This is a genomic window from Mycolicibacterium chubuense (assembly GCF_001044255.1).
GTDB classification, from domain to species: Bacteria; Actinomycetota; Actinomycetes; order Mycobacteriales; family Mycobacteriaceae; genus Mycobacterium; species Mycobacterium chubuense.
Genome location: NZ_JYNX01000058.1, coordinates 196,538 through 220,589 on the forward strand (window position 1 = coordinate 196,538; position 24,052 = coordinate 220,589).

Sequence of the window (24,052 nt, forward strand, 5' to 3'; positions counted from 1 at the left end):
GCTGTACGTGGATCAGGGGTTGTTGATATCGAACGGGATCGCCATCCAGTTCGCGCACCACGGGCCGTCGTAGACGCAGGCGCTGATGTCACCGGCGGCGCCGGAGAACACCCATGCCTTCGTGCCGGGGACGCCGCGGGTGGACGTGCGGACCTCGCCACCCTGCGAGGCGAGCGCCTCGCCGAAGCCGGAGGTGCGGACCTCACCCTGTGCGTAGACGCCGGACGAACCGTTCGACACGTCGGGCGACCGGACGGCGCCGTCGGCCTCGCGGCCGTTGCCGGGGGTCGACGGATCAGCAGACATGTCATCGGCGCTGGCGGTGCCCACACCGATGGTCATGAGCGCGGCGGCAGCGGCAAGACCGCTCAGCCCCATTGCGATCGGCTTCGCCAACCGCGCGGAAACGGAAGTACCGTAATCGGCCACCGGCCGTCCCTTCTCTCTGATGTGGATGAAGCTTTCTCGGGAAAGATTACCAGTGTTCGACCGCTCGCGCGCAGCTAGTGCGATGTTGAGAATCATCCGTTTCACCTTGTGTTTTCCTGTGCAGGGGCCGTTGCGTCAGTTCATGTTCCAGGGGTCCCCGTAGGTGGTGACGCTGTCGCCTGCCGACGAGATCAGCCTCGCATACGGCCGCAGCAGCACACCGCCCGCTGCGCCCGTCACGGTGCCGTGCGCATTCGACACCGCCACCGCCCCATGGTCTCCCTTCACGTCCACCGAGAACGTCGCGACCTCTTGGATGCCGGGACCATTACCCAGGTCGGCCGAGAAGGAAACACCGGGAAGCAGCGGTGGCGTCGAGATGGCCGGAAAGAGGTCGACGCGCCCCGGGCTGATGAAATCCTGCTGGTCGAGCGCGATGTTGGGGGTGGTGTAGCTGAAGTTGATGCCCACGCCCAGCGACCACGGGAAACCGATCTGGTACCCGAGTTCCAATGTGCCGGCGAAGTCCTTGGCCCCGTCGCCGACGACGGTGTAGACGGCCTTGCCGGAATGGAACCACTCCCGGGTCAACCGGTTGCGGTCCAGCGGATACACCCCGTTGAGGAAGGTGTCCCACTGTTGGATCGTCAGCGTGCGCCCCTGACCGTCCACCAGGCTCAACTGATTGTCCAGTCCCGCATGCGACGTGCCTGCATTCACCAACAGCGCAGCCACGCTCACGCCGAAAGCGGCCAGTATCCGAATCAATGTCTTCATGCTCTCCTTGGCCCTTCGACGGTGACTGCTGATCGATCTCTCCCCGTTGAGGAGTCGAACGTAAGCGGGATACGGGCACACCGCTTGCGTCGCAGGCCTTTTGGTAACCAACTGGCAGCGCGGCCACAGCTGCGCCGCGGATGATCGACGGAGTGGAGAGCCCCAGAGCAAGGCGGCCCCCGGCATATGCCGGGGGCCGNCAGCTGCGCCGCGGATGATCGACGGAGTGGAGAGCCCCAGAGCAAGGCGGCCCCCGGCATATGCCGGGGGCCGCCTCGTGGACAGATGCAGAGCGTCAGTTCATGTTCCACGGCTCGCCGTAGGTGGTGACACTGTCGCCGTCTTTCGAGATGAGCCGCGCGTAGGGCCGCAGCAGCACACCACCGGCAGCGCCCGTCACGGTGCCGTGCGCATTGGACACCGCCACCGCGCCGTGATCACCCTCGACGTCCACCGAGAACGTCGCGACTTCCTGGATGCCGGGACCGTTGCCCAGATCGGCCGAGATCGACACACCGGGGAACAGCGGCGGCGTCGAGATACCGGGGAACAGGTCGATGTTGCCGGGGCTGACGAAATCCTGTGCGTCGAGCGCGATGTTGGGGGTGGTGTAGCTGAAGTTGATGCCCACGCCCAGCGACCACGGGAAGCCGATCTGGTATCCGAGTTCCAGGGTGCCCGCGAAATCCTTGGCGCCGTCACCGACGACGTTGTACACCGCCTTACCGGAATGGAACCACTCGCGGGTCAGCCGGTTACGGTCCAGCGGGAACACGCCGTTGAGGAAGGTGTCCCACTGCTGGATCGTCAGGGTGCGGCCCTTGCCGTCGACCAGGCTCAGCTCATTGTCCAGCCCTGCGTGAGAGGTGCCAGTGCTCACGAACAACGCCGCGACGGCCGCAACCATCGCTAGCAGCACCCGACTGATTGCTTTCATGTCTCCCCTTGCTCATGTGAACGGAAAACCCCGGGTCGGGGCTCCGAGTTGTCCATGCCTGGCGTTCTGTCACCACCTCGCAAGAGCGACATGAGGGGAAATGAGGAAGCCCACATGCCATTCTCACGATTCGTTCATCGTTGACAGAAGAAAACATAGGGGTGGATACGACCGCACTGCCGGGCTCACAAGCACTTTGGTAACCGATTGCCAGGCTGGCCACAGGGAGCGATCGCACCATGGTCCGATGCACAACCGGTGCGACACAACGAGAAGCGGCCCCTGACAGTGTCAGAGGCCGCTCTCGTACTGAAAAGGTGTGGGTCAGTTCATGTTCCACGGTTCGCCGTACGTGGTGACGCTGTCACCAGCCGACGAGATGAGCCGCGCGAACGGGCGAAGCAGCACACCGCCGGCAGCGCCGGTGACCGTGCCGTGCGCGTTGGACACCGCGACAGCGCCGCTCGGACCGGTCACGTCCACGGTGAAGGTGGCGACCTCCTGGATGCCCGGGCCGTTGCCGAGGTCAGCCGAGATCGACACGCCGGGGAACAGCGGCGGGGTCGAGATACCGGGGAACAGGTCGATCGAGCCGGGGCTCACGAAGTCCTGGCCGTCGAAGGCGATGTTCGGAGTCGTGTAGCTGAAGTTGATGCCCACGCCCAGCGACCACGGGAAGCCGATCTGGTAGCCCAGCTCCAGCGTGCCCTCGAAGTCGTCGGCGCCCTCGCCGGCCACGTTGTACATCGCCTTGCCCGAGTGGAACCACTCGCGGGTCAGCCGGTTGCGGTCGAGCGGGAACACGCCGTTGAGGAACGTGTCCCACTGCTGGATCGTCAGCGTCCGACCCTGGCCGTCGACCAGGCTCAGCTCATTGTCCAAACCTGCGTGAGAGGTACCAGTGCTCACGAACAACGCCGCGATGGCCGCAACCATCGCGATCAGCACCCGACTGATTGCCTTCATGTTCATCCTTCGAAGAGTGGAGTGAGGACGACGAAGTGCCGGTCTCATTGACCGGCACTTCGCCGCGCCCCGTGGAGCGATGCCTTACAGGGTCAGTTCATGTTCCAGGGTTCGCCGTAGGTGGTGACGCTGTCACCAGCCGACGAGATGAGCCGCGCGTAGGGACGCAGCAGCACACCACCGGCAGCGCCGGTCACCGTGCCGTGCGCATTGGACACCGCGACGGCGCCGTTGGGACCGGTCACGTCCACGGTGAAGGTGGCGACCTCCTGGATGCCCGGGCCGTTGCCCAGGTCAGCCGAGATCGACACGCCGGGGAACAGCGGCGGAGTCGAGATACCGGGGAACAGGTCGATCGCGCCGGGGCTGACGAAGTCCTGCGCGTCGAAAGCGATGTTCGGAGTCGTGTAGCTGAAGTTGATGCCCACGCCCAGCGACCACGGGAAGCCGATCTGGTAGCCGAGCTCCAGCGTCCCCTCGAAGTCGTCAGCGCCCTCGCCGGCCACGTTGTAAACCGCCTTGCCCGAGTGGAACCACTCGCGAGTGAGGCGGTTGCGGTCGAGCGGGAACACACCGTTGAGGAACGTGTCCCACTGCTGGATCGTCAGCGTCCGACCCTGGCCGTCGACCAGGCTCAGCTCATTGTCCAGCCCTGCGTGAGAGGTGCCAGTGCTCACGAACAACGCCGCGATGGCCGCAACCATCGCGATCAGCACCCGACTGATTGCCTTCATGTTCTCCCTTGCTCCATAGAACGGCCCCCTGGCGGGGTACCGGTGTTCGTGCCTGGCCAACAGCTACACCACACACCTCGCAAGAACTTCATGTGAGTGGAATTAAAAAGTCCACATGCCGTTCTTACGAATCACTCATCTCGATGACACGAGGAACATAACGAGGAGGCATCCGACCGGCAACGCGTACGCCCCGGTGGTGTCATGAAGGGCACAACGCATGCGACGTTTGCTGGCGATTCCCCGCTGATCCAGCACCCCCTCCTCGCGACGACGGGGATGGGCCGATGAAAACCGTCGCTGATCTTGACCCCGCACCAACCTCTTCGTGTCTGGTGTGGCCGCCGTTACAGCAGTTACCTGAAATGGGGCTGTGACGAACCTACTGGTCAGCCGTGATGCGGCGGAACGTTGTCCCGCAGCCAGCGATCGCGCTCGGAGTCGTCGTCCGGCGATTGCGGATCGCGTTCCTCAATCGGGGTGTCAGGCAGGGGATTCCCGAAGATCTTGTTAACTGCATCGGGCGTCGGGCGGGTCGGTTCGGTCATCGGACCGATCCTGTGTGACGAAGATCACATTCTTGCGCCCATGTCAGTTCACCTGCCGTTAACAGTGCAGGTCGCGGCAGCGAAGGTGACACGCGAACGCGGGCCGACGGGAATGCCCTGCCGACCCGCGTGGGGACTAGCCGCTGCCAGTCCATGGCGCTTAGATCTCCAAACTGGATAGCTGCGCGATGATGTGCGCGGCGAGGGGCCCGAGGGTGGCCATACCGTCGCGTACCGCGGCGCGCGAGCCCGCCAGGTTCACCACCAGCGTGCTGCCGGACACGCCGGCCAGTCCGCGGGACAGCCCGGCGTCGGCCGTGCCGGCCGCGAGCCCGGACGCGCGGACGGCCTCGGCGATCCCCAGGAGTTCGCGGTCGAGCAGATCGCGGGTGGCCTCGGGGGTGACGTCGCGCGGTGTGACCCCGGTGCCGCCGACCGACACCACCAGGTCGACACCGCCGATCACCGCGGTGTTGAGCGCATTGCGGATCTCGACCTCGTCGGAGGACACCACGATCACGCCGTCGACGACGAAGCCGGCCTCCCCCAGCAACTCGCTGACCAGCGGTCCGCTGTGATCCTCTTCGTCCCCGTGGGCGGTGCGGTCGTCGACGACGACGACGAGTGCCCGGCCGACCAACGTGTGCGGCTGTTCCATGGGCACAACCGTATAACCCGGCACGGACAACGGCGCAGCCACCAGCAGAGTCGGGCGGGAGCGACCGGGTGCCGTCGTCACTGGGCCGCCTTGCCGAGCGTGACGTCGACGGTTTGCGGCTTTCCGGCCTGATCCAGGAAGGTCAGCGACACCTTGTCTCCCGGGGCCTTGGAGCGGACGGCGGCGACGAGCGCGTCGGCGCTGTCGATGACCCGGTCGTCGAGCTTGGTCACCACGACACCGGCGGGCAGCCCCGCCGAGGACGCCGCCCCGCCGGGGGTGACCTCGACGATCTTGGCGCCGTCGCCGCCGGCGTTGTTACCGACCTGCACGCCGAGCGACGCGCGCGACGCACTGCCGGTCTGGATCAGCTCGTCGGCGATCCGCTTGGCCTGGTCGACCGGAATCGCGAAGCCCAGACCGATCGAGCCGCCCTGCGCGGCGCCGGCGTCGGCGCCCATGGTGGCGATCGCTGAGTTGATGCCGACCAGTTCGCCGTTCATGTTGACCAGCGCGCCGCCGGAGTTACCGGGATTGATCGCGGCGTCGGTCTGGATGGCGTCGAGCACCGTGTTCTGGTTCTGCGCGTCACCGCCGGCGGCGACAGGACGGTTGAGGGCGCTGATGATGCCCGTCGTGACGGTGCCCTCCAGACCGAGCGGCGAGCCGACGGCGACGACGTCCTGCCCGACACGGAGATTCGCCGACGAGCCGATCGCGATCGGCGTCAGCCCCGACACGTTCTTGGCGCGCACCACCGCGATGTCACTGCCGGGATCTGTGCCCACGATGTCGAACGGCACCGTCTTGCCGTCGGAGAACGTCACCTTCGTCTCCGGACCGGCCGGACCGCCGGGCGTACCGGCCGCCGCGGCGACCACGTGGTTGTTGGTCAGGATCAGCCCGTCGGTGGACAGGATCACCCCGGATCCCTCCTCGGACTGCCGGCCCTCGTTCACTTCGAGCTTGACGACGCTGGGCACCACCTTCGCGGCGACCTGCTCGACCGAACCCGCCGGCACGCTGGCCGCGGGCACGCTCGGCGCCGCGCCTGATGCGCTGATGCCGCCCAGCCTGTGGTCGGGGTGCACCAGGGTCGCGACACCGCCACCGACACCGGCGGAGACGACCGCGATGGCCACCGCACCGATCGCCAATCCCGTTGCGCGCGAACGCTTCCGGGGCTGCGGAGCGACAGGCGGCATCCCGGGCTGCGGGTACTGGCCCGGCATCGGGGCACCCGGGTAGGGGTCGTACGGGGACCGGTAGGCCTGCCGTTGCTGCTCGGTCGCGTACCGCCAGTCCCAGCCGCCCTGCTGCTCATAGGATCCGGAGCGCTGCGGGCCGACCTGTCCGGGCGGCACCTGGCCCTGCATTCCGGGCTGGTGACCCGGCTGCGGAGCCGGTGAGTACCTCGGGTGGTTGGTCATGTCGCTGCGGTGTCTTCCTCGAGTAGGTGCGTTGTCTCTACAACGAACGGTGTTGGTCCTACAGTGCCCAGACGCGCTGAGAATGCTCTGAGAGATCGATCGGTACACGCACAGAACTCCGCCCGGTCATCTATCTCCCATCGTCGCTGGCGGCACGCGTCACCGCGAGGATCGGTCCCCGCGTGTCGCGTCAGCGCTCGGCACCGACGGGCGTCCGGGCAGCACCACGTGCATCGACGTGCCCGGCGGCTGGCCGCCCGGAGCGGTGTCGGTCACCGCCAGCGTGCCGCCGTGCTTGGAGATCACCTGCGCGACGATCGCCAAGCCCAGGCCCGAGCCCGGCATCGCCCGCGCCGTGTCCGACCGGTAGAACCGTTCGAACACGAGATCGCGTTCGTGCGGCGGGATTCCGGGTCCCATGTCCGAGACGACGAGCGCGGCATGTCCGGGGTCGATCTGCGCGAGGCGCACACCGACCCGCCCGCCGGTGGGACTCCACTTGGCTGCGTTGTCGAGCAGGTTGAGCACCGCGCGGCCCAGCCCCCCGGCGTCGCCGTACACCTGCCAGGGCGTGATCGACACGTCGAACTCGATGTCGTTGCGCCGCCGACGAACCCGCTCGAGCGACCGGTCGATGATCTCGGCCATCTCCACCGTCTCGTGCACCACCCGGCCGGCGTCCTCGCGGGTCAGGTCGACGAGATCGCCGACGAGAGTGGACAATTCCTCGATCTGCCCCACCACGTCGGCCTGCAGGTCGGCCATCTCCTCTTCCGGGATACGGGGGGCGCCGGGCTTCATCGAGGCCATCAGCAGTTCGACGTTGGTGCGCAGCGACGTCAGCGGGGTGCGGAGTTCGTGACCGGCGTCGGTCACCAATCGGGCCTGGCGCTCGCGTGATTCGGCCAGGGCCCGCAGCATCATGTTGAAAGCCTCGGTGAGCCGGGCGAGTTCGTCGTGCCCGACCACCGGTATCGGTCTGAGGTCGTCGGTGCGTGCGACACGTTCGGCTGCCTGGGTGAGCCGGCCGACTGGGCGTAGCCCGGCGCTGGCCACCATCCCGCCGGCGATCGCGGCGATCGCCACCCCGATGCCACCGACCACGAGGAGGACATTGCTGGTGCGTTTCAGCACTTCCCCGGTCGGGCCCAGGCTCTTCGAGAGCAGCAGCGAGGATCCGTTCGTGAAGTGCAGCGCCAGCACGCGCTGATGGCTGACGGTGCGCCGCGACATCGCGAGATTGCCGGCGATCACGTCCTTCTCGGGGGCGCCGAGCGGGATCCTGTCCGGGGTCTGGTAGCCGGCGCGATCGGGGATCACCAGCATCGCGTTCATGTCCGAGTAGGCCGTTCCCTCGATGGCCTTGCCCGGATCGATCTCCAACGCCCCGCTGTCCATGAGCAGCTGCGCGCGCTTCATCAGCTGGGTGTCGATGTCGTCGTAGAGCGCCCGAGAAACCACCGCGTAGACGGCCACGCCCATCAGGACGACGGCCATCAGCACCATCGACATCGCGAGCAGCATCACCCGCCATCGCAGCGACACCGAGCTCCCTGCCGACTGCGGCACGGGTGGCGGCTGACCCGGCCACGCGGCATCCGGGTGCGGCTGCATCAGGGCGGGGTCTCGCGCAGCACGTACCCCACACCGCGCACGGTGTGGATGAGCCGCGGCTCCCCCTCGGCCTCGGTCTTGCGCCGCAGGTAGCCGACATAGACCTCGAGCGCGTTACCCGAGGTCGGGAAGTCGAAGCCCCATACCTCTTCGAGGATGCGGCTGCGCGTCAGCACCCGGCGGGGGTTGGCGATCAGCATCTCCAGAAGGGCGAACTCGGTGCGAGTGAGACTGATCGACCGGTCGCCACGGGTTACCTCACGGGTGACGGGGTCGAGGGACAGGTCGGCGAAAGTCATCGCGGCCGACTCGCTCGAGTCCTCGGGGCTGGTGCGGCGCAACAACGCGCGCATGCGCGCCAGTAACTCCTCGAGCGCGAACGGCTTGGGGAGGTAATCGTCGGCGCCGGCGTCCAGCCCGGCGACCCGTTCGGACACCGAGTCACGGGCGGTCAGCACCAGGATCGGGAGGTCATCGCCCGTACTGCGTAGCTGACGGCACACCTCGAGCCCGTCGAGGCGCGGCATCATCACATCGAGGACAACCGCGTCGGGGCGGTCGCTGGCTATCCGATCGAGTGCCTCGCGGCCGTCCTGTGCCAGTTCGACCGAATATCCGTTGAAGGACAGGGAGCGGCGCAGGGATTCGCGCACCGCGCGATCGTCATCGACGACAAGTATCCGCACCGCCACAGTCTCAACCCCGTGTCTGAGAGAGTGCTGAGAGGCGCGCCGCGTTGAACCTGAGCGTTTTCGCTACTCGGCGTCGCGGTTAGCGGCGGTCGAGATCGATCAGGCCGAGGCGGGCGGCCTTGAGCAGCCGCCGCGGCACCTTGTGCTGCTGACCTGCGACGGTGACGCCGACGAGTTCGGTGCGGGTGGCTTTCCACTGCGCGCGCCGGCTACGGGTGTTCGCGCGCGACATCCTGCGCTTCGGCACAGCCATGATCGAGCTCTCCATCTATCGGGGTGTCCGGGACACTGCCTGCGGGCGGCGGACCTGCCGGACCCTGGCAATTGGTCACCAGGATAGCCGGTGAGCTGGACGGGCTCCAAACTCCGCCGGCAGCGCCGGGGACGCGACACACTCGAGACCGGTGAGGGGTTGACGTGCTACCGCCGGTACCCGCTAACCTACCGGTTGGTTGGTCAAGCTGGTTGGTCGACCAGGTCGGGCTCGACGACGGGAGAGTGCGTGACGACGGTGTCGGATCGCGTGCCGGTGCGGATCGGCAACTGTTCCGGCTTCTACGGCGACCGGCTGTCAGCGATGCGCGAGATGCTCACCGGTGGTGAGCTCGACTTCCTGACCGGCGACTATCTCGCCGAATTGACGATGCTCATCCTCGGCCGCGACCGCATGAAGAACCCCGACCGCGGCTACGCCAAGACCTTCCTGCGCCAACTCGAGGAATGCCTCGGCATCGCCCAGGAGCGCGGGGTGCGCATCGTCGCGAATGCCGGCGGCCTCAACCCGGCGGGCCTCGCCCGGGACGTGCGTGCGCTGGCCGACCGGCTGGGTCTGTCCGTGTCGGTCGCGCACGTCGAGGGCGACGACCTTCTTCCGCGGGCCGACGAGCTGGGTCTGGGCCGGCCGCTGACCGCCAACGCCTACCTGGGTGCGTGGGGCATCGTGGACTGCCTCGGCGCGGGTGCCGATGTCGTGGTGACCGGCCGGGTGACCGACGCATCGGTCATCGTCGGGCCTGCCGCGGCGCACTTCGGATGGAGCCGCACCGACCACAACCGCATCGCCGGGGCCGTCGCCGCCGGGCACGTCATCGAATGCGGCACCCAGGCCACCGGCGGCAACTACTCCTTCTTCGGCGAGATCGCCGACATGACCCGCCCGGGCTTCCCGATCGCGGAGATCCACGCCGACGGCTCCTCGGTCATCACCAAACATCCCGGCACCGGTGGCGCCGTCACGATCGGCACCGTCACCGCGCAACTGCTCTACGAGATCGGCGGCGCCCGCTACGCCAACCCCGACGCCACGCTGCGTGTCGACAGCATCGAGCTGTCCGAGGACGGACCGGACCGAGTCCGCATCGCCGGCGTCACCGGCGAGCCGCCGCCGCCCACCCTCAAGGTCAGCCTCAACAGCCTCGGCGGGTTCCGCAACGAGATGACGTTCGTGCTGACCGGGCTCGACATCGACGCCAAGGCCGCGCTGGTGCGCCGCCAGCTCGAGGACAGCCTCACAAAGCGACCCGCGGAGCTGCAGTGGTCCCTGGCCCGCACCGACCACCCCGACGCCGACACCGAGCAGACCGCCAGCGCGCTGTTGCGGTGTGTCGCCCGCGACGCCGACGCCGCCACCGTCGGCCGCCAGTTCTCCTCGGCCGCAGTCGAACTGGCCCTCGCCAGCTACCCCGGCTTCACCAGCACGGCGCCGCCCGGCGACGGGCAGGTCTACGGAGTCTTCACCGCGGGCTACGTGCCCACCGAGCAGGTGCCCCACGTCGCCGTGCACGCCGACGGCACCAGGGTCGACATCGCGCCGGCGGCAGAGACCCTGCAGCTCGAGCCGCTCCCCGACGCCGCACTGCCGGAGCCCGGCACGTTCGGCCCGACCCGACGCGTCCCCCTCGGCACCATCGCCGGGGCCCGCAGCGGGGACAAGGGCGGCAGCGCGAACGTCGGGGTGTGGGTGCGCACCGACGACGAGTGGCGCTGGCTGGCGCAGGCGCTGACCGTCGACCGGTTGCGTGAGCTGCTACCCGAGGCGGCCGAGCTGCCGGTGACCCGGCATCTGCTGCCCAACCTGCGCGCCGTCAACTTCGTCATCGAGGACATCCTGGGTCAGGGCGTCGCCTATCAGGCGCGCTTCGACCCGCAGGCCAAAGGGCTGGGCGAATGGCTGCGCAGCCGAAGGATCGACATCCCCGAGGAGTTGCTGCCGTGAACATCTGGACCACCCCGGAGCGGGAGGATCTGCGAAAGACCGTGCGCGCCTTCGCCGAACGCGAGGTGCTGCCCCACGTCGAGGAGTGGGAGCGCGTCGGCGAACTCCCCCGCGACCTGCACCGCAAAGCCGCCGCGGCGGGCCTGCTCGGCGCCGGCTTCCCCGAGGCGGCCGGCGGTGAGGGCGGCGACGGCGCCGACGCGGTGGTCATCTGCGAGGAGATGCACCAGTCGGGCGCGCCCGGCGGCGTGTTCGCGTCGCTGTTCACCTGCGGCATCGCGGTGCCGCACATGATCGCCTCCGGTGACGAGCGGCTGATCGACCAGTACGTGCGTCCCACTCTGCGCGGCGAGAAGATCGGCTCGCTGGCGATCACCGAACCCGGCGGCGGCTCCGACGTCGGACACCTCACCACCCGGGCTCTCCGAGACGGTGACGACTATGTGCTCAACGGCGCCAAGACCTACATCACCTCGGGCGTACGGGCCGACTACGTCGTCACCGCGGCGCGCACCGGCGGACCGGGCGCGGCCGGTGTCTCGCTGATCGTCGTGGACAAAGGCACCCCCGGTTTCGAGGTCAGCCGCAAGCTCGACAAGATGGGCTGGCGGTCGTCGGACACCGCCGAGCTGTCCTACACCGACGTCCGGGTGCCTGTGGCCAACCTCGTCGGCCCCGAGAACACCGGTTTCCTTCAGATCGCGGCGGCGTTCGTCTCCGAGCGGGTCGGCCTTGCCGCGCAGGCGTATTCGAGCGCGCAACGCTGCCTGGACCTGACCGTCGACTGGTGCCGCAACCGCGAGACCTTCGGCAAGCCGCTGATCGCGCGCCAGTCGGTGCAGAACACGCTCGCCGAGATGGCGCGCCGCATCGACGTGGCCCGCGTCTACACCCGCAGCGTCGTCGAACGACAGCTCGCGGGCGAGACCAATCTGATCACCGAGGTGTGCTTCGCCAAGAACACCGCGGTCGAGGCCGGCGAATGGGTGGCCAATCAGGCGGTGCAGCTGTTTGGCGGCATGGGGTACATGGCCGAGTCCGAGATCGAGCGGCAGTACCGCGACATGCGCATCCTGGGCATCGGCGGCGGCACCACCGAGATCCTGACCGGGCTGGCCGCCAAGACGCTGGGCTTCCAGGCATGACGTCAGCGATCGACACCCGGTCACCCGCCTATCGCGAGGCGGCCGAGGCGATGTCGGCCAAACTCGCCGAACTCGAGGCCGAACACGCCAAGGCACTGGCCGGCGGCGGGGAGAAGTACGTCAGCCGTCACCATGCCCGCGGCAAGATGACCGCCCGCGAACGCATCGAGGCCCTGGTCGATCCCGACTCGCCGTTCCTGGAGCTCAGCCCGCTCGCCGCGTGGGGCACCGATTTCACGGTGGGTGCGAGCGTCGTCGTGGGCATCGGCGCCGTCAGCGGCGTCGAATGCCTGATCGTCGCCAACGATCCCACCGTCAAGGGCGGCACCAGCAACCCGTGGACGCTGCGGAAGATCCTGCGCGCCAACCAGATCGCACTGCAGAACCGGCTGCCGGTGATCTCCCTCGTCGAGTCGGGCGGCGCGGACCTGCCCACCCAGAAGGAGATCTTCATCCCGGGCGGACAGATGTTCCGCGACCTCACCCGACTGTCGGCCGCAGGCATCCCGACCATCGCGCTGGTGTTCGGCAACTCCACGGCCGGCGGGGCCTACATCCCCGGGATGTCCGACCACGTCGTGATGATCAAGGAGCGCTCGAAGGTGTTCCTCGCCGGGCCGCCGCTGGTCAAGATGGCCACCGGGGAGGAGTCCGACGACGAGTCACTCGGCGGGGCCGAGATGCACGCCCGCACATCGGGTCTGGCGGACTACTTTGCCATCGACGAACTCGACGCGATGCGCATCGGCCGCCGCATCGTCGCACGGCTGAACTGGCGCAAGCAGGGCCCGGCCCCGAAGCCGTTCACCGCGCCGCTGTTCGACGACGAAGAACTGCTCGGCATCGTGCCGCCGGATCTGCGCATCCCGTTCGACCCGCGCGACGTGATCGCGCGCATCGTCGACGGCTCGGAGTTCGACGAGTTCAAGCCGCTCTACGGCGGCTCGCTGGTGACCGGATGGGCGACGCTGCACGGGTATCCGCTCGGCATCCTGGCCAACGCCCGGGGTGTGCTGTTCTCCGAGGAGTCGCAGAAGGCCACCCAGTTCATCCAGCTCGCCAACCGCTCCGACATGCCACTGTTGTTCCTGCACAACACCACCGGCTACATGGTGGGCAAGGACTACGAGGAAGGCGGCATGATCAAGCACGGCTCGATGATGATCAACGCCGTCTCGAACTCCACCGTCCCGCACCTGAGCCTGCTCATCGGAGCGTCCTACGGTGCGGGGCACTACGGCATGTGTGGGCGCGCCTACGATCCCCGGTTCCTGTTCGCCTGGCCGAGTGCCAAGTCCGCGGTCATGGGCGGCACCCAGTTGGCGGGTGTGCTGTCGATCGTCAGCCGGGCCGCCGCCGAGGCGCGCGGGCAGCAGGTGGACGAGGCCGCTGATGCCGCGCTGCGGGCCGCGGTCGAAGCGCAGATCGACGCCGAGTCGCTGCCGATGTTCCTGTCCGGACGGCTCTACGACGACGGTGTCATCGATCCCCGAGACACCCGCACCGTGCTGGGAATGTGCCTGTCCGCCATCGCGAACGGTCCGGTCGAGGGGACGTCGAACTTCGGCGTCTTCCGGATGTGAGGGCCCCTATGGTTGCGATTTCGGCGTGGCGAGTCGCGGTGAGCGCAACCCTGCACGCCGAAATCGCCGTGGGAGGAACACGATGATCACCCGAGTCCTGGTCGCCAACCGCGGGGAGATCGCGCGGCGCGTCTTCGCCACCTGCCGACGCCTCGGGATCGGCACCGTCGCGGTGTACACCGATCCCGACGCCACTGCGCCGCACGTCGCCGAGGCCGACGCCCGGGTCCGACTCGAAGGCACCCGCGGCTATCTCGATGCCGGCCAGCTGATCGCGGCCGCGCAGGTCGCCGGGGCCGACGCCATCCATCCCGGCTACGGATTCCTCTCGGAGAACGCGGATTTCGCGGCCGCGGTGATCGACGCCGGTCTGACGTGGATCGGCCCGCCGGTCGCGGCGGTCGCGGCCATGGGGTCGAAGATCGAGGCCAAGAAGATGATGGCCGCCGCCGGCGTACCGGTGCTCGACGAGCTCGACCCCGACACGGTGACTGCCGACATGCTGCCGGTGCTGATCAAGGCGTCGGCGGGCGGTGGTGGCCGCGGTATGCGCGTCGTGCGCGATCTCGCCGACCTGCCCGCCCAGGTCGAGGCCGCCCAGCGGGAGGCGCAGTCGGCGTTCGGTGACCCGACGGTGTTCTGCGAGCGCTACCTCGACGCCGGCCATCACGTCGAGGTACAGGTGATGGCCGACGCGCACGGCACCGTCTGGGCGGTCGGCGAGCGGGAGTGCTCGATCCAGCGCCGCCACCAGAAGATCATCGAAGAGGCGCCCTCGCCCCTGGTGGAGCGGACTCCGGGCATGCGGGACAAGCTCTTCGAAGCGGCGCGGCTGGCAGCCACCGCGATCGGCTACACCGGTGCGGGCACGGTCGAGTTCATGGCTGATGACGAGGGAGCGTTCTTCTTCCTGGAGATGAACACCCGGCTGCAGGTCGAGCATCCGGTCACCGAACTCACCTCGGGTCTGGACCTGGTCGAACTGCAGGTGGCGGTCGCCGACGGCGCCCCACTGGATCCGGAGCCGCCGGTGTCGACCGGCGCGTCGGTCGAGGCGCGGCTCTACGCCGAGGATCCCGCCAAGAACTGGCAGCCGCAGGCGGGCACCGTGCACCGCTTCGACGTCCCGACGGCGAGCACGCAGTTCGGCTCGACCGGCCGGGTCGGGGTGCGCCTGGATTCCGGGGTCGTCGACGGCTCGGTGATCTCGGTGTTCTACGACCCGATGATCGCCAAGGTGATCTCCTGGGCGCCGACCCGCGCCCAGGCGGCGGCGCTGCTGGCCGACGCGCTGACCCGCACCCGGCTGCACGGCGTGCGCACCAACCGCGACCTGCTGGTCAATGTGCTGCGCCACCCGGCGTTCCTCGCCGGCGCCACCGACACGGCGTTCTTCGACACCCACGGGCTGGACGCGCTCGCCGCGCCCGTCACCGACGCCGCGACGGTGCGCCTGTCGGCCGTCGCGGCCGCACTGGCCGATGCGGCGCACAACCGATCCACCGCAACAGTTTTCGCCGGAGTGCCCAGCGGCTGGCGCAATCTCGCGTCGGCCGGGCAGGCCAAGAGCTACGCCGACGACGACGGCCAGACCCGCGAGGTGATCTACCGCTTCACCCGCGATGGTGTGCGGATCACCGGTCACGACGACATCGCGCTGGTGTCGGCGACACCCGAGCAGGTGGTGCTGACCGTGGGTGCGGTCGACCGGCCGTTTCACGTCGCCCGATACGGAGACGACGTGTTCGTCGACTCACCGGGCTCCTCGGTGCATCTGGTCGCGCTGCCGAGGTACCCGGATCCCGCCGACGCCGTCGCGCACGGCTCCCTGCTGGCCCCGATGCCCGGCTCGGTGCTGCGGATCGGCGCCGCCGTCGGCGACACGGTCACCGCGGGGCAGCCGCTGGTCTGGCTCGAGGCGATGAAGATGGAACACACCATCGCCGCGCCCGCCGACGGGGTGCTGGCCGAACTCAACGTCACCGCTGGAACGCAGGTGGAAGTAGGCGCCGTGCTGGCGCGCGTCGATTCAGGAGAGGCTCCATGACCGGATTCATCGAGACCGAGGAACAGCAGGCCCTGCGCAAGGCGGTCGCGGCGATGGCCGCGAACTACGGGCAGGACTACTACCTGGAGAAGGCACGCGCCGGGCAGCACACCGACGAGCTGTGGGCCGAGGCGGGCCGGCTCGGCTTCATCGGGGTGAACCTGCCCGAGGAGTACGGCGGTGGGGGCGCCGGCATGTACGAGCTCAGCCTGGTCATGGAGGAGATGGCCGCGGCGGGGTCGGCGCTGCTGATGATGGTGGTGTCCCCCGCGATCAACGGCACGATCATCGCCAAGTACGGCACCGAGGACCAGAAGAAGCGCTGGCTTCCCGGCATCGCCGACGGGACGATCACGATGGCGTTCGCGATCACCGAACCCGACGCCGGCTCCAACTCCCACCGCATCACCACCACCGCGCGCCGCGACGGCAGCGACTGGATCCTGTCCGGCCAGAAGGTGTACATCTCCGGCGTCGACCAGGCCCAGGCGGTGCTCGTCGTCGGCCGCACGGCCGACCACAAGACCGGCAACCTGAAGCCGGCGCTGTTCGTGGTGCCGACCGACACCCCGGGGTTCACGTACACCAAGATCCCGATGGAGATCGTCAGCCCCGAGTTCCAATTCCAGGTGTTCCTCGACGAGGTCCGGCTGCCCGCCGACGCGCTGGTCGGGTCCGAGGACGCGGCGATCGCCCAGCTGTTCGCCGGGTTGAACCCCGAGCGGATCATGGGCGCCGCCAGCGCGGTCGGCATGGGCCGCTTCGCGATCGACAAGGCGGTCGACTACGTCAAGACCCGGCAGGTGTGGAAGACGCCGATCGGCGCGCACCAGGGCCTGTCGCATCCGTTGGCGCAGAACCATATCGAGATCGAGCTGGCGAAGTTGATGATGCAGAAGGCCGCCGGCCTGTACGACTCCGGCGACGACGTGGGTGCCGCCGAGGCGGCGAACATGGCCAAGTACGCCGCGGGCGAGGCGTCGGTGCGCGCCGTCGACCAGGCCGTGCAGTGCTTCGGCGGCAACGGGCTGACCAAGGAGTACGGCATCGCGTCGGTGCTGGTGGCGTCGCGGCTGGCCCGCATCGCTCCCGTCAGCCGCGAGATGGTGCTCAACTTCATCGCCCAGACGTCCCTCGGGCTGCCCCGGTCCTACTGATGCCACTCATTGCCTACTCGCGCGACGGTGCGGTCGCGCGGCTGGTCCTCGACTCGCCGCACAACCGCAACGCACTGTCCACCGCCCTGGTCGGGGAACTGCACGCCGGACTCGACCAGGCCACCGCCGACCCGAACGTGCGAGTCGTGGTGCTCGGGCACACCGGCGGCACGTTCTGCGCCGGCGCCGACCTCAGCGAGGCCGCGGGCCGCGACCCGTCCGAGCTCGCCGTCGACCGCGCCCGGGAGATGACGCGGCTGCTGCGCCGCCTTCTCGAGTCGCCGATGCCGGTGATCGGCGCGATCGACGGGCACGTGCGGGCCGGCGGGTTCGGCTTGGTCGGGGCGTGCGACATCGTGGTGGCGGGCCCGGCGAGCACGTTCGCGCTCACCGAGGCTCGGATCGGGGTGGCGCCGTCGATCATCTCGCTGACGCTGCTGCCGAAACTGACGGCGCGCGCCGCCGGGCGGTACTTCCTCACCGGCGAGAAGTTCGGCGCCGACGTCGCCGCGCAGATCGGGCTGGTGACCGTCGCCGCCGACGATGTCGACACAGCGGTGGCCGACCTGGCCGCCGCTGTCGCGCTGGGCTCTCCGCAGGGCCTGGCCGAATCGAAGGCGCTGACCACCGCGGCGATCCTGGCCGACTTCGACCGGCGGGCCGACGAGCTGACGGCGCGTTCGGCCGCGCTGTTCGTCTCCGACGAGGCCCGCGAGGGCATGCTCGCGTTCCTGGAGAAGCGTCCGCCGCGCTGGGTCGGCTGACACCTCACAGTTTGGCCAAGGCGCTTGCATGTGCCGACGATCGTCGTAGCCTGGTGGGCGATGTGCGGATGCGCGAACAGCAAAGGGTCACAATGAGTAGTCCTGCGTCCCGGAGCAGGTCGGTGCGGGCTGCGGACACCGACCGTATCCAGGTGGCGCAGCTGCTCACCGATGCCGCAGCGACCGGGAAGATCGGCCTGACCGAATTCGAGAACCGGCTGGCCAAGGCGTACGCGGCACAGACCTACGACGAGCTGGACCGCCTGTCGGCCGACCTTCCGGGCGCGGTCACCCGCGGTCGCGGCGGCACCTGCCGGCCCGCGCCGTCGAGCACCCTGCTGGCGATCCTGAGCGGCTACGAGCGCCGCGGCCGCTGGAACGTCCCGAACCGGCTGACCACCTTCGCGCTGTGGGGCGGCGGGGTGATCGACCTGCGGTACGCCGACTTCACCGCGCACGACGTCGAGATCCGGTGCTACACGATCATGGGCGGGCAGACCATCCTGGTGCCGCCGGAGGTCAACGTCGATCTGCGCGGCATCGCGGTGATGGGCAGCTTCGACCAGAACATCGACGGCGAGGGGTCACCCGGTGCGCCGTGCGTGCGGATCTCCGGTTTCGCGCTGTGGGGCAGCGTCGCGGTCAAGCGCAAGAAGCGCAAGTCCACCGCCTGAGCTGCGCCCATCCGGTCACCGGCGTCGCTTCGACCCCAGGTAGTCGCCGACCACCGCCGCGCCGAGACCGTCCAGATCGGGCACCACGACACGGCCGCCCACCCGCCGGGCCACCTGGTCGATGAACCGCGCGAGCCCCGGATCGCTGCCGAGCCGGAAGATCGTCACCTGCGCACCGAGGCGCGCCACCTCGTCGAAACCCTTCACGGTGTGCGCGATCGTGCGGGGGTGCGGCGGGTAATCGAAAAACACAGCAGGACTTCCATTGCGGTCGAAGTCCTCGAGGTGCGCGGTCGGCTCACCGTCGGTGACGACGAGGACCACCGGCTGCGCGTTGGGGTGCCGCCGCAGGTGCCTGCTCGCCAGCGCCAGCGCGTGGTGCAAGTTGGTGCCCTGCTCGTAGACGCCTTCCAGACCGGTCAGTTCGGCGGCGGTCACGGTGCGCGCATAGCGGCCGAACGCCACGATCTGCAACGCGTCGGACCGGAACCGGGTGCTGACGAGGTGGTTGAGGGCCAGCGCGGTGCGCTTCATCGGCAACCAGCGGTTCTCCATCACCATCGAGAACGACGTGTCGACCAGCAACGCGACCGCGGCCTGGGTGCGGGTCTCGGTCTCGGAGATCTCCACGTCGTCGACGGTGAGGCTGATGCTGCCCGTGCGGGTACCCGTACCGGCTTCGCGCAGCACCGCATTGGTCAGTGTGCGGGTGACGTTCCACGGCTCGGTGTCGCCGAACTGCCAGGGCCGCGTCGCACCGGTGAGCTCCCCCGCCGCGCCGGCCCGCCGCGTGTCGCGTTCGCCGTGCCGACCCGAGAGTTGCTGCGCCACATCGCGTAGCGCGGTCTGACCGAGCTGCCGCATGGCCTTGGGTGACAGCCGCCACTGCCCGTCGGCGCCGCGGTCCAGGAAACCCTGATTCATCAGCGCGCGTTCCAGGTCGGCCAGTGTACGTGCGTTCACGGCGGCCTCGTCGCCGAGCTGACGGGCGAGCATGTCGAGGTCGACATCGTCCATCGTGGCGCCCGAATAGCTCTGGGAGAGCTGCTCGGCGAGCTCCTCGAGCTCGGCGATGTCGGCCAGCGCCTGCGCGCCCTGCCCCATGCCCAGCGGATCGTCGCCGGAGAACCGTTGCGAACCGTCCCAGTCCTCCCCCGGCCGGGCCGCCTGCAGGTGGGCGTCCAACCGGTTCAGCGCGTTCATCAGCGAGGGTGAACCGAACGCCTGCTGCGCCAGCGAGTCCAGCTCGGCACGCTGCTGCTCGGAGAGGCTGTTGCGGAAGCGCTGCGCGGCGGCCGCCCGCTTGGCCAGAGAATCGAGCAGCTCGTCGATGTTGCGCGGGTTCTCCGGGAAGAACTCGCCGTGCTTGGCCATGAAGTTCTCGAAGTCCTGCTGGCTGTCTTCACCCATGGCGTGCTTGTCGAGCAGCTCGTTGAGGTCGTCGAGCATGTCGTTGACACGCTGACGGTCCTCGTCGGTGGCGTTCTCCAGCGCCTCCTTCATGCCGGCGAACCGCTGGTCGAGCATCTCGCGTCCGAGCAGATCCTTGATCTGGTCGTACTTCTCGCGCGCCTCGGGCGAACGCCACTCGTATTCGGAGAGCTCCTGCACCGCTTTGGCCGGCGACGGCGACAGCGAATCCAGTTGCAGCTCTCCGAATCTGGCGTCATCGTCGAGCGCGCGGGCCAGCTCCTTGCGTTCGGCGAGCACGGCCTCGTCGAGCAGCTTCTTGATGTCGGCGAGCGTGCCGTCGAGGTTGTTGTTCTGCAGCAACTCCCGTCGCCGCCGGTTGGCCTCGGCAGCCAGCTTGTCCGCGCCCGGCATGGTCTTCGACCCGCGCCGCAACAACTCCGACAGCGCTCGCCGTGGCGACGTGCCCTCCATCACGTCCTGGCCGATGGCCTCCAGCGCCTCGCGCAGATCGACCGGCGGCGCCAGCGGATCCGGCCCGCCGGTGTATCGCGAGTAACGCGATAGTCGTTTAGCCATAGACGGTTTCGCCCTCTCCGGACACCTTGTCGATCCGCTTGGCCAGGTAGAGCGCCTCGAGCGCCAGCTCGATCGCGGCGGCCCGCTGACCTTCCGAGGACGCCTCGAGGCGGCGCTGGATCTCGGCCACCGCGGGCACCTCGGGCAGCGCGGCGAGCACCTCGCGGGCGGACACCCGCTCCCCCGTCGTCACGGGCGAGCCGTTCTCCACCGCGGTGACGATCGGGCCGACGTCGATGCCGCCGAGCAGCCGCTGGGCCGTCTCGGCCGTCGCGCGCCGCAGCAGATGTTCGAGCACCGCCTGCTCGCGGCCCTCCTCGCCGGACTCGAATTCCAGCTTGCCGCGCAGCACGTCGATCACGGTGCCGAGGTCGACGACGCGCGCCACCGGGTCTTGTTCGCCGAGTAGCGCGGCGCGGTGCCGCGCGGACGCGGCGACGGTCTCGGCTGCGGCGATGGCGAAGCGGGCCGAGACGCCGGAACGTTGGTCGATAGCGGTGGATTCGCGCAGCGCCCGCGCGAACCGGGCCAGGATGGCCAGCAGGTAGGGCGGGACCTCGGCAGCCAGGTGCGCCTCCTGGGAGATCACGCCGACCTCGGCGTCGAGTTCGAGCGGGTAGTGCGTGCGGATCTCCGCGCCGAACCGGTCTTTGAGCGGGGTGATGATGCGGCCGCGGTTCGTGTAGTCCTCGGGGTTGGCGCTGGCGACGACGAGGACGTCGAGCGGCAGCCGCAGTGTGTAGCCGCGGACCTGGATGTCGCGCTCCTCCATCACGTTGAGCATCGCGACCTGGATGCGCTCGGCCAGGTCGGGCAACTCGTTGACGGCGACGATGCCGCGGTGTGCCCGCGGGATCAGCCCGTAGGCGATGGTCTCGGGGTCACCGAGGCTGCGGCCCTCGGCGACCTTGATCGGGTCGATGTCGCCCACCAGGTCGGCGACGCTGGTGTCGGGCGTGGCGAGCTTCTCGGTGTAGCGCTCGCTGCGGTGGCGCCAGCTGATCGGCAGGTCCTCACCCGAGTCGGCGGCCCGCCGGATCGACTCCGGCGTGATCGGACTGTAGGGGTGCTCGCCGAGTTCGGCGCCCGCGATCACCGGGGTCCATTCATCGAGAAGACCGCTCAGTGCGCGCAGCAACCGGGTCTTGCCCTGGCCGCGCTCGCCGAGCAGGACGATGTCGTGGCCGGCGATCAGCGCGCGTTCCAGCTGAGGGATGACGGTGTCGTCGAAGCCGAGGATGCCCGGCCAGATCTGCTCTGCCGTCGCGCCCGAACTCAACGCCGCCAGCAGGTTCTCCCGGATCTCGGCCTTGACGCTGCGCTCGCGATGCCCGGAGGCGCGCAGCTCACCGACGGTACGGGGAAGGTCGTTAGGTGATGTCACCACTCCACGCTACGACTGTTCTGCGCGAGCGGGCGTGTCTGTCCGCAACACACCGCGCCACGCTGGCATTTTGCGCACGCTCGCCGCCGACGTCGGCCCGCCTAGTGCGCGAAGTGACGCGCCCCGGTCAGGTACAGCGTCACCCCGGCCTCGGCCGCGGCCGCAGTCACCTCGTCGTCGCGCACCGAACCACCGGGATGCACCACGGCCGTCACGCCGGCCCGCATCAGCGTCTCGAGCCCGTCGGGGAACGGGAAGAACGCGTCGGACGCCGCGACGGCGCCCTGCGTGCGATCCCCGGCGCGCTCGACCGCCAAGCGCGCGGCATCGACGCGGTTGACCTGACCCATGCCGACGCCGACCGTGGCGCCGTCCTTGGCGACGACGATCGCGTTGGACTTGACCGCCCGGCAGGTGCGCCATGCGAACACCAGGTCGGCCAGCACGGCGGGGTCGGCGGGCGTGCCGGTGGCCAGTGTCCAGTTCGCGGGGTCGTCGCCCGGCGCGTCCACGGCGTCGCGCTGCTGCACCAGCAGGCCACCGCTGACCTGACGGAACTCGGTGCCGCCGGGCTGCGGCTCGGACGCCACCAGGATGCGGATGTTCTTCTTGCCCCGCAGCACCTCGACCGCGCCCGGCTCGTAGGCGGGCGCGACGATGACCTCGGTGAAGATGCCCGCCACCGTCTCGGCCATCTCGACGCTGACCTCGGTGTTGGTGGCGATGACGCCGCCGAACGCCGACAGCGGATCGCATTCGTGGGCCTTGCGGTGGGCATCAGCCACCGACACCGACGACACCGCGATGCCACACGGGTTGGCGTGCTTGATGATCGCCACGCAGATGTCCTCGTGGTCGAACGCGGCGCGCCACGCCGCATCCGCGTCCGTGTAGTTGTTGTAGGACATCTCCTTGCCGTGCAGCTGTTCGGCCTGCGCCAGCCCCGGCCAGCCACCGTCATCGCTGTAGAGCGCCGCCTGCTGGTGCGGGTTCTCGCCGTACCGGAGCTCCGCCGTGCGGCGGAACGTCGCGCCGAACCACGGCGCCAGTGCGGCCGAGCCGCCCTCCTCGGGGGCCAGCACGGACTCCATCCACGACGCCACTGCCACGTCGTACTCGGCGGTGTGCCGGAAAGCCAACGCCGCCAGCTTCTTCCGCTCGGTGAGGGTGAAACCGCCGGCGCGCACCGCGGCCAGCACGCCATCGTAGCCGAGCGGTTCGACGACCACCGCGACGCTCGGATGGTTCTTCGCCGCAGCCCGCACCATCGACGGACCACCGATGTCGATCTGCTCCACGCACTCGTCGACCCCGGCGCCGGAGTTCACGGTCTGGGTGAACGGGTAGAGGTTCACCACAACGAGTTCGAAGGGTTCGACCCCGAGATCGGCGAGCGCCGAGACATGCTCGGGCTTGCGCTGATCGGCCAGCAGCCCGGCGTGCACCCGCGGGTGCAGGGTCTTGACCCGGCCGTCGAGCACCTCCGGGAACCCGGTGACCTCCTCCACCGGCGTGACCGGAACACCGGCACCGGCAATGGTTTTCGCCGTCGAACCGGTGGACACGATGCTGACCCCGGCCTCGTGCAGGCCCTGCGCCAGCGGCACCAGGCCGGTCTTGTCGTACACGCTGATCAGGGCGCGACGGATGCGCCGCCTGCCGTCGTCGTCGGTCATCCTATGGTCGCCTTTCGTCCCGTCCAGGTGACGCCGCGGGTGGCCAGCGCCGCCAGGACATCCACCAGAAGTTCTCGTTCGATTACCTTGATGCGTTCGTGCAGCGTCGCCTCGTCGTCGCCGTCGAGCACGGGCACGGCCTGCTGCGCGACGATCGGGCCGGTGTCGGTTCCCGCGTCGACCAGGTGCACGGTGCACCCGGTGACGCGCACACCGTAGGCCAGGGCGTCGGCGACAGCGTGTGCGCCGGGAAACGCGGGCAGCAGCGCGGGATGGGTGTTGACCACCCGCCCGGGGAAGCGCGAAAGAAATTCCGGTCCAAAGATTTTCATGAAGCCCGCCGACACCACCAGGTCCGGGGTGTGCTCGGCGGTGGCCTCGGTGATCGCGGCGTCCCACGCGGCCCGGTCCGGATACGCGCGCAGCGGCACGGTGAAGGTGGGCACCGACGCCGCCTCGGCGATCTCCAGCGCGGCACAGTCGCGGTCGGTGCCGACAGCCACCACGCGGGCCGGGTAGTCGCCGACCGCGGCCTTCAGCAGCGAGGCGAGCAGCGAGCCCGTGCCCGAGGCGAGCACCACGAGCCGCGCCGGCGCGCTCGGGGGAACCCGGACCTCTGGCTGCACGGCAGGA

22 protein-coding genes are annotated in these 24,052 nt (G+C 69.0%); 7 read left to right on the forward strand and 15 right to left on the reverse strand.

All coding sequences use genetic code 11. From position 1 onward, the window contains the following. Nucleotides 1-12: 12 nt before the first annotated feature. From MCHUDSM44219_RS19735 to rpmF, 11 genes are all read right to left on the reverse strand, one after another. A complete protein-coding gene (locus MCHUDSM44219_RS19735) occupies nt 13-525 on the reverse strand; it encodes a hypothetical protein (RefSeq protein WP_236695523.1) in 513 nt (170 codons plus the stop codon). A 39-nt stretch (nt 526-564) separates the two neighbouring features. Further along, a complete protein-coding gene (locus tag MCHUDSM44219_RS19740; protein ID WP_048419926.1) occupies nt 565-1,206 on the reverse strand; it encodes a porin MspA in 642 nt (213 codons plus the stop codon). A gap of 295 nt (nt 1,207-1,501) precedes the next feature. Beyond that, entirely contained in the window at nt 1,502-2,143 is a 642-nt protein-coding gene (locus tag MCHUDSM44219_RS19745; RefSeq protein WP_048419927.1) for a porin MspA, read from the reverse strand. A 324-nt stretch (nt 2,144-2,467) separates the two neighbouring features. Continuing rightward, nucleotides 2,468-3,109 carry a porin MspA gene (locus MCHUDSM44219_RS19750; protein ID WP_048420020.1) on the reverse strand — a complete coding sequence of 214 codons (642 nt, stop codon included), beginning with the start codon at nt 3,107-3,109 and terminating at the stop codon, nt 2,468-2,470. A 92-nt stretch (nt 3,110-3,201) separates the two neighbouring features. Beyond that, entirely contained in the window at nt 3,202-3,843 is a 642-nt protein-coding gene (locus MCHUDSM44219_RS19755) for a porin MspA (protein WP_048419928.1), read from the reverse strand. Between the two features lie 389 nt (nt 3,844-4,232). Further along, the gene (locus MCHUDSM44219_RS30385; protein WP_165762030.1) at nt 4,233-4,391 is read right to left on the reverse strand and encodes a hypothetical protein; all 159 of its coding nucleotides are present in this window, start codon (nt 4,389-4,391) and stop codon (nt 4,233-4,235) included. Nucleotides 4,392-4,551: 160 nt separating this feature from the next. After that, on the reverse strand, nt 4,552-5,097 hold the full coding sequence (locus tag MCHUDSM44219_RS19760; RefSeq protein WP_178044639.1) for a MogA/MoaB family molybdenum cofactor biosynthesis protein: 546 nt from the start codon (nt 5,095-5,097) through the stop codon (nt 4,552-4,554). 29 nt (nt 5,098-5,126) lie between these two features. After that, nucleotides 5,127-6,479, reverse strand: coding sequence for a S1C family serine protease (locus tag MCHUDSM44219_RS19765; RefSeq protein WP_048419929.1), 1,353 nt, complete (start codon nt 6,477-6,479; stop codon nt 5,127-5,129). A 159-nt stretch (nt 6,480-6,638) separates the two neighbouring features. Then, complete coding sequence (locus MCHUDSM44219_RS19770) at nt 6,639-8,093, reverse strand: HAMP domain-containing sensor histidine kinase (RefSeq protein WP_048419930.1); 1,455 nt, start codon at nt 8,091-8,093, stop codon at nt 6,639-6,641. Beyond that, nucleotides 8,093-8,779 carry a response regulator transcription factor gene (locus MCHUDSM44219_RS19775; protein ID WP_048420021.1) on the reverse strand — a complete coding sequence of 229 codons (687 nt, stop codon included), beginning with the start codon at nt 8,777-8,779 and terminating at the stop codon, nt 8,093-8,095. Before MCHUDSM44219_RS19775 ends, MCHUDSM44219_RS19770 begins: the two co-directional genes overlap by 1 nt. An 85-nt stretch (nt 8,780-8,864) precedes the next feature. Next, nucleotides 8,865-9,038 carry a 50S ribosomal protein L32 gene (rpmF, locus tag MCHUDSM44219_RS19780; protein WP_048420022.1) on the reverse strand — a complete coding sequence of 58 codons (174 nt, stop codon included), beginning with the start codon at nt 9,036-9,038 and terminating at the stop codon, nt 8,865-8,867. 276 nt (nt 9,039-9,314) lie between these two features. On the opposite strand from rpmF, the gene MCHUDSM44219_RS19785 reads away from it, so the two are divergent. The 7 genes from MCHUDSM44219_RS19785 to MCHUDSM44219_RS19815 all read left to right on the forward strand — a co-directional run bounded on the left by MCHUDSM44219_RS19785 (nt 9,315) and on the right by MCHUDSM44219_RS19815 (nt 18,370). Next, entirely contained in the window at nt 9,315-11,000 is a 1,686-nt protein-coding gene (locus MCHUDSM44219_RS19785; protein ID WP_048420023.1) for an acyclic terpene utilization AtuA family protein, read from the forward strand. Then, a complete protein-coding gene (locus MCHUDSM44219_RS19790; RefSeq protein WP_048419931.1) occupies nt 10,997-12,145 on the forward strand; it encodes an acyl-CoA dehydrogenase family protein in 1,149 nt (382 codons plus the stop codon). Before MCHUDSM44219_RS19785 ends, MCHUDSM44219_RS19790 begins: the two co-directional genes overlap by 4 nt. Next, a complete protein-coding gene (locus MCHUDSM44219_RS19795; protein ID WP_048419932.1) occupies nt 12,142-13,728 on the forward strand; it encodes an acyl-CoA carboxylase subunit beta in 1,587 nt (528 codons plus the stop codon). Before MCHUDSM44219_RS19790 ends, MCHUDSM44219_RS19795 begins: the two co-directional genes overlap by 4 nt. Before the next feature lie 82 nt (nt 13,729-13,810). Beyond that, complete coding sequence (locus MCHUDSM44219_RS19800) at nt 13,811-15,775, forward strand: acetyl/propionyl/methylcrotonyl-CoA carboxylase subunit alpha (protein ID WP_048419933.1); 1,965 nt, start codon at nt 13,811-13,813, stop codon at nt 15,773-15,775. Further along, nucleotides 15,772-16,932 (forward strand): acyl-CoA dehydrogenase family protein, encoded by a 1,161-nt coding sequence (locus MCHUDSM44219_RS19805; RefSeq protein WP_048419934.1) that lies wholly within the window; start codon nt 15,772-15,774, stop codon nt 16,930-16,932. The genes MCHUDSM44219_RS19800 and MCHUDSM44219_RS19805 overlap by 4 nt, the downstream gene beginning before the upstream one ends. Further along, entirely contained in the window at nt 16,932-17,696 is a 765-nt protein-coding gene (locus MCHUDSM44219_RS19810) for an enoyl-CoA hydratase family protein (protein ID WP_048419935.1), read from the forward strand. Before MCHUDSM44219_RS19805 ends, MCHUDSM44219_RS19810 begins: the two co-directional genes overlap by 1 nt. Before the next feature lie 92 nt (nt 17,697-17,788). Next, the gene (locus tag MCHUDSM44219_RS19815; RefSeq protein WP_048419936.1) at nt 17,789-18,370 is read left to right on the forward strand and encodes a DUF1707 SHOCT-like domain-containing protein; all 582 of its coding nucleotides are present in this window, start codon (nt 17,789-17,791) and stop codon (nt 18,368-18,370) included. A 15-nt stretch (nt 18,371-18,385) separates the two neighbouring features. Here the strand turns inward: MCHUDSM44219_RS19815 and MCHUDSM44219_RS19820 are convergent, their stop codons facing one another. The 4 genes from MCHUDSM44219_RS19820 to purN all read right to left on the reverse strand — a co-directional run bounded on the left by MCHUDSM44219_RS19820 (nt 18,386) and on the right by purN (nt 24,045). Further along, nucleotides 18,386-20,359 (reverse strand): VWA domain-containing protein, encoded by a 1,974-nt coding sequence (locus tag MCHUDSM44219_RS19820; RefSeq protein ID WP_048419937.1) that lies wholly within the window; start codon nt 20,357-20,359, stop codon nt 18,386-18,388. After that, the gene (locus MCHUDSM44219_RS19825; protein WP_048420024.1) at nt 20,352-21,743 is read right to left on the reverse strand and encodes a sigma 54-interacting transcriptional regulator; all 1,392 of its coding nucleotides are present in this window, start codon (nt 21,741-21,743) and stop codon (nt 20,352-20,354) included. Before MCHUDSM44219_RS19825 ends, MCHUDSM44219_RS19820 begins: the two co-directional genes overlap by 8 nt. A gap of 101 nt (nt 21,744-21,844) precedes the next feature. Next, entirely contained in the window at nt 21,845-23,419 is a 1,575-nt protein-coding gene (gene purH / locus MCHUDSM44219_RS19830; RefSeq protein ID WP_048419938.1) for a bifunctional phosphoribosylaminoimidazolecarboxamide formyltransferase/IMP cyclohydrolase, read from the reverse strand. After that, nucleotides 23,416-24,045 carry a phosphoribosylglycinamide formyltransferase gene (purN, locus tag MCHUDSM44219_RS19835; RefSeq protein WP_048419939.1) on the reverse strand — a complete coding sequence of 210 codons (630 nt, stop codon included), beginning with the start codon at nt 24,043-24,045 and terminating at the stop codon, nt 23,416-23,418. Before purN ends, purH begins: the two co-directional genes overlap by 4 nt. Nucleotides 24,046-24,052: the final 7 nt, after the last annotated feature.

What these genes read in the sequence shown, in the direction of transcription:
- MCHUDSM44219_RS19750 (WP_048420020.1), bottom strand. Translation starts at nt 3,109, where the DNA reads ATGAAGGCAATCAGTCGGGTGCTGATCGCGATGGTTGCGGCCATCGCG.
- MCHUDSM44219_RS19815 (WP_048419936.1), top strand. Translation starts at nt 17,789, where the DNA reads ATGAGTAGTCCTGCGTCCCGGAGCAGGTCGGTGCGGGCTGCGGACACC.
- MCHUDSM44219_RS30385 (WP_165762030.1), bottom strand. Translation starts at nt 4,391, where the DNA reads ATGACCGAACCGACCCGCCCGACGCCCGATGCAGTTAACAAGATCTTC.
- MCHUDSM44219_RS19810 (WP_048419935.1), top strand. Translation starts at nt 16,932, where the DNA reads ATGCCACTCATTGCCTACTCGCGCGACGGTGCGGTCGCGCGGCTGGTC.
- MCHUDSM44219_RS19800 (WP_048419933.1), top strand. Translation starts at nt 13,811, where the DNA reads ATGATCACCCGAGTCCTGGTCGCCAACCGCGGGGAGATCGCGCGGCGC.
- MCHUDSM44219_RS19770 (WP_048419930.1), bottom strand. Translation starts at nt 8,093, where the DNA reads ATGCAGCCGCACCCGGATGCCGCGTGGCCGGGTCAGCCGCCACCCGTG.
- MCHUDSM44219_RS19735 (WP_236695523.1), bottom strand. Translation starts at nt 525, where the DNA reads ATGATTCTCAACATCGCACTAGCTGCGCGCGAGCGGTCGAACACTGGT.
- MCHUDSM44219_RS19765 (WP_048419929.1), bottom strand. Translation starts at nt 6,479, where the DNA reads ATGACCAACCACCCGAGGTACTCACCGGCTCCGCAGCCGGGTCACCAG.
- rpmF (WP_048420022.1), bottom strand. Translation starts at nt 9,038, where the DNA reads ATGGCTGTGCCGAAGCGCAGGATGTCGCGCGCGAACACCCGTAGCCGG.
- MCHUDSM44219_RS19805 (WP_048419934.1), top strand. Translation starts at nt 15,772, where the DNA reads ATGACCGGATTCATCGAGACCGAGGAACAGCAGGCCCTGCGCAAGGCG.
- MCHUDSM44219_RS19745 (WP_048419927.1), bottom strand. Translation starts at nt 2,143, where the DNA reads ATGAAAGCAATCAGTCGGGTGCTGCTAGCGATGGTTGCGGCCGTCGCG.
- MCHUDSM44219_RS19820 (WP_048419937.1), bottom strand. Translation starts at nt 20,359, where the DNA reads ATGGCTAAACGACTATCGCGTTACTCGCGATACACCGGCGGGCCGGAT.
- MCHUDSM44219_RS19755 (WP_048419928.1), bottom strand. Translation starts at nt 3,843, where the DNA reads ATGAAGGCAATCAGTCGGGTGCTGATCGCGATGGTTGCGGCCATCGCG.
- purH (WP_048419938.1), bottom strand. Translation starts at nt 23,419, where the DNA reads ATGACCGACGACGACGGCAGGCGGCGCATCCGTCGCGCCCTGATCAGC.
- MCHUDSM44219_RS19740 (WP_048419926.1), bottom strand. Translation starts at nt 1,206, where the DNA reads ATGAAGACATTGATTCGGATACTGGCCGCTTTCGGCGTGAGCGTGGCT.
- MCHUDSM44219_RS19795 (WP_048419932.1), top strand. Translation starts at nt 12,142, where the DNA reads ATGACGTCAGCGATCGACACCCGGTCACCCGCCTATCGCGAGGCGGCC.